This is a genomic window from Synergistes jonesii, from assembly GCF_000712295.1.
GTDB lineage: Bacteria > Synergistota > Synergistia > Synergistales > Synergistaceae > Synergistes > Synergistes jonesii.
In genome coordinates this window covers 203,235-216,074 of the sequence record NZ_JMKI01000037.1, presented here as the reverse complement: position 1 = coordinate 216,074, position 12,840 = coordinate 203,235, and the positions used below count along the sequence as shown (strand labels likewise).

Below are 12,840 nucleotides of genomic sequence, written 5' to 3'. Positions count from 1 at the left end.
TTTTGTCGTGTAACGGATCTGATGGACAATGCAGCGCTGGATTTCGGCCTTGGGATATACGGCGCTTATCGCATCTGCAAAGCCTGTCAGGCGTCGACGGAGATAATGAAAATATCTTCGGTGCCGCGATTACGGATCTCGTTAAGGACACCGACCCAGTACTTGGCGCTCTCATTTCCGCCGACCCACAGGCCAAGGACTTCACGATGCCCGTCCAGTCTTGTCCCAATAGCAACATAAACGGCTTTCTTGACGGTTCGGCCGTCCTGCCTCACATTGAAATGCACGGCGTCCATAAAGACGACTGCATACTTTTTGGCCAGCGGCCGGTTCTGCCATTCTTTGGCAATCGGCAGAATTCGATCCGTCATTCGCGAAATCATTTCAGCAGAGGCATCCACACCGTAGATAGACTGCAGGTGAGCCGAGATATCCCGGGTCGTCATGCCTTTTGCATACATGGACAGGACCTGATCCTCTATATTTGAGATATCGGTCTGGTTCTTTTTGACTGACTGCGGTTCGAAGTCACCCTTGCGGTCTCTGGGGACGTCGATCGGGATATCTCCGGCCGAAGAGGTGACTGTTTTAGGGCTGTAGCCGTTGCGGCTGTCATCTGTATGCTTGTTCTTGTAGTCATATTTGCTGTAACCGAGATGGTCATCCATCTCGGCTTCCAGCATCTGCTGGATCGTATCTCCGAGAAGATCCCTCAGCATAGCCTGTACGTCCTGGGCGTCTTCCGGTTTGTAGTGGGAAAGGAGACTCTGAATAAGCGCTTTTCTTTCCGGTGTCAGTTTTCTCTGTCTTGCCATAAAAATATCCTCCTGGATTGAATTTATCTTAACACCAATCCAGGAGGCTTGCTTTCTTCTCTATGGAGTTTACACAGAATTTGTTATACTCTCGCGAACCTGAGCATCATATATCCTGACCGAATGCCGGAATGACCTTTTTTCAGGATCCAGGTTCGACAGCAGACAACCACAGGCGGTAGCGCAGCAAATTTTGTGTAAACCCCTCAAAACTTTTTTGTAGCCTGAGGGGCGAGGTCCATGTCAGTAAATCAATTTGACCCTGTCCCCGAAGTGTATCATAAGATTATCCAAAATAGACGCCCAATTCTGTATCGGCATCGTCCATTTATCGCTTACTCTCATCGTAACCAGATAGAGCATTTTCATCAGAGCGTCGTCGGAAACGAAGGCGCTCTTTGTCTTTGTTACCTTCCGCAGCTGCCTGTTGAAGTTCTCTATGGCGTTGGTCGTATATATCATACGACGTATCTCGGGGGAGTATTTGAACATAACGGAGAGCTCGTTCCAGTTGTTCTTCCATGAACGCACGGCGAGCGGGTATTTCTTACCCCATTCGTTTTCCAGGCTCTCCAGCGCCTCGATCGCAATTTCCTCCGTCGGGGCCTTGTAGATTGGCTTCAGATCCGAAACGAATTTCTTGACGTCCTTGTATGAAACGTACTTGGTTGAGCTGCGTATCTGGTGGATCACGCATCTTTGGACTTCCGTGTCGGGGAACGCCCTGTTTATCGCTTCGACAAAGCCCGTCAGCCCGTCGACCGACGCAATAAGGATATCGCGCACGCCACGGTTCTTAAGACCATTAAGAACCGCCAGCCAGTATTTGGACGACTCGCTTGCGCCGATCCATATACCAAGTACATCTTTATGACCTTCAAGATCTGTTCCGATTATCACATATGCCGCCTTTTTGACCACGGAGCCGTTGTCTCGTACCGAATAGTGCACCGCATCCAGTATGAGGTGGGCGTAAACAGCCTGTAACGGACGCTCATGCCATTCTCGTATGACGGGAAGCAGTTTGTCCGTTATCTTGGATACGCGTCCGTCATCAACATCTATTCCGTACATCTCGTTCATAGTTTTCTGGATATCGCGTGTTGATACGCCCTGCGAATAGAGGAATATAATCTTGTCTTCTATCGAAGATACGTCTGTCTGGTGCTTTTTGACCAGCTGCGGCTCAGATTCGCCATTTCTGTCACGGGGAACGCTGATATCGACTTCTCCCATGCTTCCCTGGACGGTTTTGGATGAATAGCCGTTTCTACTGTTGTCGGTATTCTTATTCTTGTAGTCATATTTTGAGTAACCGAGCTCGTTTTCAAGTTCGGCATCCAATGCCGTCTGGATGGTCTCGGCGGTCAACATCTTGACGAAGTTGTGGACGTCGTCCATCGTCCTGATATCGTACTCCTTTATCATCTCGCGGAGCTTCTTGCTTCCCGCTTCTCCCAGCGGGCTTGTTCGTTTTGCCATAACGTTAGACCTCCTGTTTTGTCTGTATATTGTACTTTACCGAATATGAGGAGGGTTACTCATTTTTTTACGCGCTATCCCACAGGCAGAGTTTTCACTCCGCTTGTACTTGACATACTCACTTGCATGAATTATAAGGGAATAAAGGATTGTGTGTTCTGATCTACTAGAATACAGCTCTTCAATCCTCAACTCTTATCATAGAAGATCTATTTACAGAGATTTTTTCACAAACTCGCTGGGATGGATGATGCTCAAGTCCCGACGCCGCCCCGTCCATTTCTTCGTGATGTCCTTCATTGCCAAGTACAGCATCTTCAGCAGGCTGTCGTCCGTCGGGAATACCGACTTCGCTTTGGTCACTTTACGAAGCTGCCGGTTGAAGCTTTCGATTGTGTCGGTGGTGTATATAAGCCGTCTCACTTCTTGCGGGTATTTGAAATATGTGCTGAGCCCGGCCCAGTTTTTCCGCCACGATTTTGATATCTTCGGGTACTTCGCATCCCATTTCTCAGCGAAGCCCTCCAGCTCATCAAGAGCCAAAGGCTCGTCGACGGTGGTGTAAACGGCTTTCAGGTCGTCCGTCAACGGCTTTGAATCTTTATAGGACACGTATCTGCCTGCGCCGCCACTCTTTTCTTCTTTTTAGCCTTACAGCCCATAAATGACATCTCCTTTTCGTCGAATTTTTGACAACAAAAACGACCTCATGCTTATCAACATGAGGTCGTTTTTATGTATCTTTATTGTATAGGGATGTATTCTTCTGAGATTACCCCTGCATCGCCGCTTGGTACTTGGCGTAACATGCTTCAATTGCCTCCATCATTCCGGCATCGTCAAGGTAGCCGCAATCGTCGGAGTCGCGGATCGCCTTGTTCGGCTCGTAGTTTTCGACCGCGAGCGCAAGGTCTGCCATATATTCGTCGTCTTCCCAGTCTGACCACCATTCGTCAGGGTCTTTGTCTCCCTGCATGATTTTGTCATACGCCGCCTGGAACCCGCCGGCGGTCAGCTTTCCGCCAAGAGCGTCCCGACACAGCCCCATTATTTTCATGCCGAACGGTGTCGTTTTCATTTCTGTAGCCACGACGGACTCACCTTTCATCCTTTGGTAACAGTCTTTAATACGTTGCTGCTATTATAGCATTTCGGAGTGTGGTAGAGAACTATAACGGCGCGCAGCGAAGTATTATGAGTGCGCTACCGCCGGTTTTTGTCAGTATTGACATCAGCAACCCCCTGTTTTTTGTTCATTGTTTTTCACCGCCCTCGCCATCGCCGCACGGGCATTTCTTCAGCTTCACCAGACATTTGGCGATTCTGTCTATTCCTATATCGAACAAACTGTCTTTTATGCCGTCGTCCTCGCCGTAGGTGAAGTGGGAGAAAACGAGATGGAGCAGTTCGTGAACGACAATAGCTTCCACGTCGTGCCGCTCGCTCCTGTCGAGCCGCTTGTAATCTCCCTCTCTTTTTACCCGTATCACCGCCTTTTCGGCGCAAGGCTTGAATTTTACGTCGGATTCAGCCCACGGCGTCATTTCTTCAAGGTCTTTTTCATCCGCCCAGCGGACGGCTATCTCCCAATGGGCAAGCCCCAACCTCGGCGCCCATTCTTCGCATATTTCTTTAAGGTTTTGCACTCGCTCGCCTCCTTTCGGCATGAAAAAAGCCGCCCGAAGGCGGCTATGTGACTGATGTTGTTTGTTTTACTTGAGAGCCTGCTTCCCTATTTCGACGAGCACTTTGGCTGCGAAGTCCGTCAGCCCCTGCCAGCCATATTCAATGAACCTGCCCGCCATCTGCCGCACCCGTTCGCCGCCTGTCCTCGCGGTCACCGCAAGGTCGCCGGAAGCGGCCTCAATACCCTTCTGCGTCGGCATCACACGCGACATATCGACAGAAACCGGATACGCAAGCTGATCTACATAAATCGGATCAGCCCCGGTAATATAGCCTTCATTGCACAGCTTGAGGACGGCCACGTTGAAGACGTCTTCGTCAATGCCAAGAGCTTCTGCGGTGACGGACTCCATATTCGGCAGGTCCTTCTGATACTCGACGTAAATAGCGTATAGAACAAAAAGTTTGGCGTCTATTGACATATACTAACCTCCGTCGTTGTTTTCTTTCGGCTCAAATTGTATGCCATGGTCACCGTCTATAGGGTTGCGATGGTCAAGGCGGCAAAACAGGACGTCATCCGGTATGCCATCTGGATATGCGTCACACTTAATTTCGTGTGGCCAAATATGCTTACAGTCATTACAGAGTTTTATCGCATTTTCAAGGGGTTCGTTGTCCCAGCGATGCTTCATTCCTTTTCCTCCATTGTAAGAAATAACTTGCCGTCCTCCAGTTGAGCTTTCGTTATCTCAAATTTTGCACCGCGTTTCAATAATACCTCCTGTTCTTCCGGGATACCATAACCAAAATGATTGATATCCTTCCCGTGCTTGACTTTCATCGTGATTAACACAATTTTATCACCATCGATTATGTAGCCCTCCTTATCCTTCGAGGTCGAAGTATACCCCTCATAACCAACAAAATTACCAACGGAATGACGGCGTGCAAAGTTATCAAACTCCTCTTCGCTCGCCATATCAAGGGTAATATTACGATAGACCGTCCCCTGATAATCAGGAAGTTTGTCTAAGGCCTTATCTAACAGATTAATGAATTGTTTCTCGTCATCTGTTAACTGACTCCTTGTGCGCAGCTTCTCATTTATTTTATATGAGTCTGAGCTGACATACCTGTTGAGTGCGTGCTTCTCCTCAATGTTTAGTTCCTCTTCCTGTATATACAGCCCATACGTGTGCCGGCAGTTCGGGTGGAACAGCCCCGCCGCTTTCGCCTCTTCCATCGTCGGGTATCCAGGCGTTTCGCCGGTGAGCGACAGAACCTTGCCGTTCCACGGCGCGCACTTGTCGCAGGTGGGGGAATGGCTCGACACGATGACAAGGTCTTCACCGTGCGCGAGATACTCGTTCGTTTTAGCCTGATGGAATATCTGCATCGAGGACGTCCGGCAGAGCATGTCGGTGTAACTCGCCATATTCCACGAGCGCCCGCGCTTGTCGATAAACGCCGTGATACCGGCGTCTTCCGATACCTTCTGCATGTTCCGGCGCACGTTGCCGATGGCGTCGTACCATTATAAAAGCTTTACACCAGTAGAGGTCGGGTGCAATGCGTTTAGACAGGCACGGTGTAGAATTTACCAACCGATTTGTGTCTGAGAGTCGTGCAGCCCAAAACGTTATTTATAAGTCAAAGCTGCTGATAAGCCGAAAACAGCTTTGTTCAGCAGCCTTAGATAATGAAGAGCACCCAGTAAGCCGGGTTTTGTGAAGAGCGCAGCTCTTTCCGGCCATTTATCTAATCGCGCGCTTGCACGCACGAATCAGCGGTCGTACCCGGAAGTCGGCGGGCAGCCTCAACCTTCCCTATTCGACCTTGCTCCGGATGGGGTTTGCCTGGCCCGCTGGTTCCCCATGCGGCCGGTGGGCTCTTACCCCGCCTTTTCACCCTTACCGCTTTCGCGGCGGTATTCTTTTCTGCGGCACTTTCCCTGAGTTCGCACCCGCAGGAATTTCTCCTGCATCCCGCCCTGCGGAGCCCGGACTTTCCTCCCGCGCCTGAGCGCCGGCGGCCGGTTTGGATACTCCTGTGGGAAATTATAGCATAAACGAGGCGGCCGAAGCGCTCGGCGCGGCAGTGAGCCTCATGCGCCCGGGTCCGGAGCGCGAGGCTTTTATTCCGCTTCTGCCGAAATTTACATATCCTATGTTTTCAGCGCCCCGTCGTCTCTCAGCTTACATTATGGCGCAAGAGGCACGTGCCCCCCTCCCGCATTATAAGCCGGAGGTTGCGTCGAATATCTGTGGCTGTAACTATTAAAGTAAAAAGGGCGTTTGGCATTATAAAATTCAAAAAGCAAAATCTTCTTGTATGCATACTTTCAGTCAATATTTGTCGAAATAGGAGATGAAAAGTATCTAAAAGCGGCTGGTAAAGCACTTTGGTAAAATATTAGGCCTAAAGACTCAATATTGTTTATAACTTTGAATTTCGTTGGATTGATAAAAGCGGCGTCAAAGTATAATGTGTAGCAAAGTGGGACAAAGTGGTATTAAGTGGGTGAATTGTGCATGTTGGTGGGAAGCTACAATCATAAATTGGACGGTAAGGGACGCATGGTCCTCCCCGCCAAGTTCAGGGGAGAACTTGGCTCGTCCGTCGTGGCTACCATCGGCATCGACCGCTGTATAGCGCTTTATCCCGCGCCGCGCTGGGAGGAGCTTCTGCTGAAGCTGAAAGATCTTTCGTCGTTCAAGAAGAAGACGAGAGATTTCAGGCGCGTGCTGCTTTCGATGGCGAGCGAGCAGGAGATCGACGCGGCCGGCAGGATACTGATCCCGCAGATTCTGCGCGATTACGCCGGCTCGGCGTCGGAGGTCACGCTCATAGGCGCGGAGGATCACTTGGAGATTTGGGATACAGCTAAGTGGGAGGAGCACCGCGCCGAAGTTCTGGCCGACTTCAGCGAGATGGCCGAGGAGCTCGACGAAATATGAAGGAGCATTTCCCGGTCATGCTGAAGGAGATTCTCGCCGCGGCGGGAGAGGTAAAAGAGCTGCGCACCGCGGTGGACGCGACGCTCGGGCTCGGCGGACACGCCTCGGCGCTGCTCGAAGCGTTCCCGCAGCTTTTTCTTTACGGCTTCGACCGGGACGCCGAAGCGCGCGAAGAGGCCGCCGCGCGTCTTGCTAAGTTTTCGCCGCGCTTTGAGGTCATCGCGGACAACTTCAGGAATATCGCATCGCTGCGCGAGATGGAGGGCTTTCGCGGCGCCGATTTTATTTTATTCGACCTTGGAGTTTCGAACCTTCAGCTTACCGAGGCGGAGCGCGGCTTTTCCTTCCAGAACGACGGCCCTCTCGATATGAGGATGGAGCACGGCTCGGATGCTTCGGGCGAAAGCGCGGCGGATCTGCTGAAAAGGGCCAGTTTACAGGAGCTCACGAAAATTTTCCGCGAATATGGCGAGGAACGCTACGCCTACGAGATAGCGAAGGGCATCGTGCGCGACAGGGAGCACGGAGGCGAGTTGAATAGGACCGGCGAACTGGTCGCCCTCGTCAGAAAAATTCTGCCGGCGCCCGTGCAGCGCAGAATGGGCGGACACCCGGCGAGAAAAATTTTTCAGGCCCTGCGCATCGCGGTGAACGATGAAATGGACGCCCTTTCCGAAGCGCTCGACGGCGCGGCCGAAATACTTTCCCCGGGAGGAGCGGCCGCCGTCATATCCTATCATTCGCTCGAGGACAGGATGGTGAAGCTGCGGTTCAGAAAGTGGAAGGACGAGGGGAAAGGGGAACTTCGGCCGCGAAAAGCGGTCATTCCCTCGGAAGATGAGATCGCGAATAATTATAAATCGCGAAGCGCCAAGCTGAGGATTTTTGTGAAATCCGAGTAAGGGAAGGGGGAACGTTAATGAATTACACAAAACACGCGCAGGAAAGCGAATCGAAGCATTCCACGCTTTTCGTAATAAGCTTCTTATGCGTCTTTCTCTGCGCCGCCGCGCTCGGCACGCTGAGGCTCTACGGACTTTATCTTGAACACCGTATATCGCAGACCATGGTGAGGATAGAAAAAAGCAAGGAAGAAAATATCGCGCTCTCTCGACGCTACGCCCAGCTTCTCTCTCCAGCGAGGATTTATAATTACGCTAAGTGCAGCCTTGGAATGGAAAACGTTGAAGATATCAAGGTTATAAAATTGAGCGAACGCTCCGTGAAGCTGGCGCAAATCAAAGAGGAGCGTGCTGAGAGGAGCGGCTTCGCCGAAAACAGGAATCCGCTCGTGAACCAGGCCCATGCCGAGAATAATTAAAAAGGACGCCGGAGACGATCCGCGCCGCTCGAGGTCGGTCTGGGGCGCGGCTTTTCTCGTGCTTGCGGCCCTCGCCGTCGGCACGGCGAAGGTACAGCTTTTGCCCGACCTCCGCATAGTCCAGCAGTCGCAGAAGCAATATTGGGCTAATGTAGTGGTGAGCGCTACGCGCGGAAGAATAGAGGACAGGAGGGGGGTGCCGCTTGCTATATCGGTGCCCTCCAAAAGTTTTTTTATCGACCCTAAGTTCTGGGATCCGGCGAGCGCGGATGTACTTAAGGGCGCCTTCGGCCCGGCTGTCGCCGCGAAGTTTTCCAAAGAGCTGCCGGGGCGCTTCCACTGGGTCGCGCGCAGCGTGCCCGTGGAGCGCGCTATGGCGCTTGAAGGCAGGAAGGTGCCGGGACTCTACACGATGACGGAGAAGAAGCGCATCTACCCGCACGATTCTCTCGCCTTCCATCTGCTCGGCTTTTGCGACATAGACGAGTACGGGCAGGCCGGAGTAGAGCTGGAGTGGAATCACATTCTTTATTCGCCGCCGAGGACGCGCTTTCTTACGCGCGACTCGAAGGGCTCGGCGACTGACATACTCGGCGGCGGCGCCGACGCAGGCAAGGACACGGCGGGCTCGATAAGGCTGACGATCGATTCGCGCGTGCAGCAGATGCTCGAACTGCGCCTCGCCGAAGGTGCGAAAGAAGCGGAGGCTTCGTGGGCCGCCGGAGTCTGCGTCGACCCATACACCGGGGAGATAATCGCAATAGCGAGCTATCCGACGATAAATCCGAACAACAGAAACAATCTGAGAAATATAAACGCCGTGCGCAACAACGCGGTCGGGCGCGTCTTCGAGCCCGGCTCGATATTCAAGCCTATAGCGATGGCGATCGCGCTGGAGACCGGCGCGACCTCGCGCAATAAGACCTATTTCTGCCGCGGCACGATGAAGCTGTTCGACAAAACGATGAGCGACGTCAACAAGAGGGCGCACGGCATGCAGGATCTCACACACGTGCTGATGAACTCCTGCAACATAGGCATGTCGCTGATGTCTATGTCCGTGCCGAAGTATCAAGCTTACGGTATGCTGAGGCAGTTCGGCTTCGGCGAGAAGACGGAGGTCGAGATAGCAGGAGAAGAGGCGGGGCTGATAAAGGAGCCGGAGGAGTGGCTCGGGACGGTCACGGCGAACATATTCATCGGGCAGGGCATCGCGGTCACGCCGCTGCAAGTCGTGATGGCGATATCGAGCATCGCGAACGGCGGCAAGCTGCTCAAGCCCTACGTAGTCGAAGAAGTCCGCGACAACGCCGGCAAGGTGATACACAAGGGGGCGAGGCGTGTCCGCTACAACGTCATGTCCGAGTCCACGGCGGCTTTCCTGCGCCAGGCGATGGCTAAGGTCGTCTCCGAGGGCGGAGGCAAGCACGCTAAATCCGATAAAGTGGCGATAGCGGGAAAGACGGGGACGGCTCAGGTGGCGGCGGCCGGAAGATACAACAAGGGGCAGTATGTCGCTTCCTTCACGGGTTTTTGGCCGTCCGACAGGCCGCAGTACGCGATGCTGATAACGCTCGGCGAGCCGAAGGGCGCGCGCTATTACGGCGGCCAGATCGCGGCACCTATATTCAAATCGATCGTGGAGGATATCCTTCAGATTCCCAGGGACAAGATATAGAGAGCGGCCGCTTATTTTATGCAAAAGAGGTGCTTTTGATGAAGCTGAGCAAATTGATCCGCGCCCTCGATAAGAGCGCTGTGGAGCACAGGGCATACATCCCGCACGAAGTCGACGCCGACGAGGTCGAACTATCGGATATCGTCTGCGACAGCAGAAAGGCGGGGCGCGGCGTAATATTTGCCGCGACGAAGGGCGGACACAGCGACGCGCACGATTTTATCCCGCAAGCCGTGGAGGCCGGTTCGCCGGCAGTGCTCTGCGAGCGCCCCTACGACGTGGATATATCGCAGATAATCTGTCCGAACGTCCGCTCGGCTATGGGGCGTGTCGCGTCGCTGCTCTTTGAAGAACCGTCGCGGAAAATGACTATGATAGCGCTGACCGGCACGAACGGCAAGACGACCTCCACCTTCATGACTCAGGCGATATTAAACGCGGCAGGAGTAAAGAGCGGACTTATGGGCACCGTGCAGTACGACGACGGGAAAATCGTCGAAGAGGCCGAGCATACTACGCCCGAGGGGTGCGATATACAGAGGTTGCTTTCGAGGATGGCCGCGAACGGCTGCCAGGCCTGCGTGATGGAGGCTTCGTCGCACGCTATAATACAGGGAAGGATAGACGGCCTCTGCTACGACCGCGCGGGGTTTACAAATCTGACGCAGGATCATCTGGACTACCACGGGGATATGGAGCATTACTTCCTCGCGAAGAAGAAGCTCTTCGACGGATATATGAGGAACAACTGGAAAGCCTGCATAAACGTCGACGACGAATACGGGCGCAGGCTGCGCGGCGCGGTCGGCAGAAGGGCGATAAGCTACAGCGTGGCTGACGAAAGCGCTGACTTTTACGCGTCGATAAAAAACGTAACGATCGACGGGCTCGAGATCGAGGTAAAGACGCCCGAGTCGCTCGGAAAAGAGAGCGCGAAGCTGCCTCTTTTCGGCTCTTATAACGTCTCTAACGCGCTGCAGGCGCTATCGCTCGCGTGGTCCGTCGGCGTTTCTTCGCACGCGGCCCTCTCCGCCCTTGAAAATATGCCGCAGGTCCCGGGTCGTCTCGAGCGCTACAGGCTCGACAGCGGAGCCTCCTGCGTGATAGATTTTGCGCACACGGCCGACGGGTTGGAAAAGGCGCTCGGCGCACTGCGCCCGATATGCAGAGGCAAGCTCATCGTAGTATTCGGCGCGGGCGGCGACCGCGACAGGACGAAACGCCCTCTGATGGGCGAGGTGGCGTCGCGCATCGGCGATTTCGTCGTCGTGACGTCGGATAACCCGAGGAGCGAGGAGCCGTCGTCGATAATGGCGGAGATAGAGCCCGGCGTCAAAAAGCACGACACGCCCTACGCGATGATAGTCGACCGCCGCACGGCGATCTACGACGGGCTCGACCGCGCCGGAAAGGACGACATGACGGTGATAGCCGGGCGCGGCCCCGAGACTCGTCAGATATTGAAGGACGGCCCGATTCCTCTTGTAGACAAAGAAATAGTGGCCGACTGGTGCGCGCTGCGCAGGAGGAAAGTGCTGTAATGACCCTCTTTTCCGCCGCCGAGGGGGCGAAGATATGCGGCGGCCTCCTGATAGGGCCCGACGTTGAAATTTCACGGCGCTGGGTATGCGACAGCCGCGAAGCCTCCGAAGGCTGCGCGTTCGTCGCGATGAAGGGCTCGTCGAGCGACGGGCATCTCTACATAAGAGAGGCCGTCGAGAGAGGAGCGGAGCTCGTGCTCGCCGAAGCGGGCGAAGTCGAAAGACAAGCCCTCGCGCAGAAGTACGGCGGAGTCTCCTTCATCGCCGCGAGAGAGACTCAGAGGGCGCTCTGCGAACTTGCGAAGGAATATCTGCGCCGCGTCTCGCCGAAGACGGCGGCGATAACGGGGAGCGTCGGCAAGACTACGACGCGCGAGCTGACGGCGGCGGCTCTCAGAGAAAAATACCGCGTCCACAGCGCGATAAGGAGCTTCAACACGCTGACGGGCTGCAGCCTGACGATACTCGCGATGCCCGAAGAGACGGATGTGCTCGTCCTTGAGCTCGGTACGAATCATTTCGGCGAAATATCCGAAATGGTCGCGAACTTCCCGCCGGAGCTCGCGGTGATAACCGAGGTCGCCCCGTGCCATTTAGAAGGTTTCGGCAGCGTAGAGGGCGTCCTTCGCGCGAAGACGGAGATATGCGAGAGCGAAAGGCTCGATGCCGCGATCTACAACTGTGACAACGGGCTGCTGAAAAATTATTTCGCGCACGCCGGAATGAATATAGCGAAAACGTCGGTGGGCAGGTCTCCGGAGGCCGCTGTGAGGATAGGAAGGGTCGCGGTGGCGCTCGGCGAGGACGGGGCGCGTACTGAGGCGGAGATAAGCGCGGGGGGAGAAAAAATCACTCTGTCGAGCGCGCTCTTCGGCTTCCAGCATTCTTACAATATGGCCTACGCCTTCGCCGCTGCGGTACGCCTCGGGCTTTCGCCGCACGAAGCCGCCCGCGGTATCGCCAAGACTTCGCCGCTCTCGGGGCGCGGCGTCTGCCGCAGGACGGCGCCGCGCGGCTGGCTCGTCGACGAGGCCTATAACGCCAATCCCGCGTCGATGCACGCCGCTATCCTCAACGCGAGAGCGGCCGCGGGGAATCTCGGCCTGCGCAAATGCGCGATACTCGCCGGTATGAAGGAGCTCGGCAGGGACGGCGCTGAGTGGCACAAAAAAATAATCGAAGAGCTCGCGGACTTCGACGAAGTCTCCCTTCTCGGGGAAGAATGGCGCGAGTGCGGAGAACTGCCTGAAGGAATGCGGCTCTTCGCGTCGCTCGACGAGCTCTTTGGCGCGATAGACGTGGACGCGTCGGATGGCAGGATAATCCTTGTAAAGGGTTCGAACTCATACGGATTGAAGCGCGTCGCGGAGGCTTTTCCGGAATACCGCGCTTCAGATGGCAAGGTGTAGCGCCGCCT

At 54.5% G+C, this 12,840-nt stretch carries 12 protein-coding genes, 1 other RNA gene and 1 pseudogene; 6 read left to right on the top strand and 8 right to left on the bottom strand.

Going from position 1 to position 12,840, the window contains the following annotated elements:
• The 8 genes and pseudogenes from EH55_RS10065 to rnpB form a co-directional block, all read right to left on the bottom strand.
• A pseudogene (locus EH55_RS10065) lies at positions 1–719 on the bottom strand (IS256 family transposase); the annotation flags it as partial.
• A gap of 339 nt (positions 720–1,058) precedes the next feature.
• Entirely contained in the window at positions 1,059–2,297 is a 1,239-nt protein-coding gene (locus EH55_RS10060; RefSeq protein WP_051682817.1) for an IS256 family transposase, read from the bottom strand.
• Between the two features lie 213 nt (positions 2,298–2,510).
• The gene (locus tag EH55_RS10055) at positions 2,511–2,909 is read right to left on the bottom strand and encodes a transposase (RefSeq protein WP_037977333.1); all 399 of its coding nucleotides are present in this window, start codon (positions 2,907–2,909) and stop codon (positions 2,511–2,513) included.
• A gap of 160 nt (positions 2,910–3,069) precedes the next feature.
• Positions 3,070–3,387 (bottom strand): hypothetical protein, encoded by a 318-nt coding sequence (locus EH55_RS10050; RefSeq protein ID WP_141730549.1) that lies wholly within the window; start codon positions 3,385–3,387, stop codon positions 3,070–3,072.
• A gap of 163 nt (positions 3,388–3,550) precedes the next feature.
• A complete protein-coding gene (locus EH55_RS10045; protein WP_141730548.1) occupies positions 3,551–3,943 on the bottom strand; it encodes a hypothetical protein in 393 nt (130 codons plus the stop codon).
• Positions 3,944–4,009: 66 nt separating this feature from the next.
• Complete coding sequence (locus EH55_RS10040; RefSeq protein WP_037977327.1) at positions 4,010–4,405, bottom strand: YjcQ family protein; 396 nt, start codon at positions 4,403–4,405, stop codon at positions 4,010–4,012.
• 209 nt (positions 4,406–4,614) lie between these two features.
• Positions 4,615–5,427, bottom strand: a complete 813-nt coding sequence (locus EH55_RS10030) for a phage minor capsid protein (protein WP_037977324.1) — start codon at positions 5,425–5,427, stop codon at positions 4,615–4,617.
• Positions 5,428–5,625: 198 nt separating this feature from the next.
• Positions 5,626–5,974: RNase P RNA component class A (gene rnpB, locus EH55_RS13580), an RNA gene on the bottom strand.
• 468 nt (positions 5,975–6,442) lie between these two features.
• On the opposite strand from rnpB, the gene mraZ reads away from it, so the two are divergent.
• From mraZ to EH55_RS10000, 6 genes are read left to right on the top strand one after another with little or no spacing between them, the layout of a single operon-like run.
• On the top strand, positions 6,443–6,883 hold the full coding sequence (mraZ, locus tag EH55_RS10025) for a division/cell wall cluster transcriptional repressor MraZ (RefSeq protein ID WP_236617109.1): 441 nt from the start codon (positions 6,443–6,445) through the stop codon (positions 6,881–6,883).
• Positions 6,880–7,785, top strand: a complete 906-nt coding sequence (gene rsmH, locus EH55_RS10020) for a 16S rRNA (cytosine(1402)-N(4))-methyltransferase RsmH (RefSeq protein ID WP_037977314.1) — start codon at positions 6,880–6,882, stop codon at positions 7,783–7,785. The genes mraZ and rsmH overlap by 4 nt, the downstream gene beginning before the upstream one ends.
• Before the next feature lie 17 nt (positions 7,786–7,802).
• Positions 7,803–8,204 carry a hypothetical protein gene (locus tag EH55_RS10015; RefSeq protein ID WP_037977311.1) on the top strand — a complete coding sequence of 134 codons (402 nt, stop codon included), beginning with the start codon at positions 7,803–7,805 and terminating at the stop codon, positions 8,202–8,204.
• Positions 8,188–9,882, top strand: a complete 1,695-nt coding sequence (locus EH55_RS10010; protein ID WP_037977310.1) for a peptidoglycan D,D-transpeptidase FtsI family protein — start codon at positions 8,188–8,190, stop codon at positions 9,880–9,882. The genes EH55_RS10015 and EH55_RS10010 overlap by 17 nt, the downstream gene beginning before the upstream one ends.
• A 38-nt stretch (positions 9,883–9,920) precedes the next feature.
• Positions 9,921–11,423 (top strand): UDP-N-acetylmuramoyl-L-alanyl-D-glutamate--2,6-diaminopimelate ligase, encoded by a 1,503-nt coding sequence (locus tag EH55_RS10005; RefSeq protein WP_037977307.1) that lies wholly within the window; start codon positions 9,921–9,923, stop codon positions 11,421–11,423.
• Positions 11,423–12,832: a UDP-N-acetylmuramoyl-tripeptide--D-alanyl-D-alanine ligase gene (locus tag EH55_RS10000; protein ID WP_037977305.1), complete on the top strand. Its 1,410-nt coding sequence runs from the start codon at positions 11,423–11,425 to the stop codon at positions 12,830–12,832. Before EH55_RS10005 ends, EH55_RS10000 begins: the two co-directional genes overlap by 1 nt.
• The last annotated feature ends 8 nt before the right edge of the window (positions 12,833–12,840 follow it).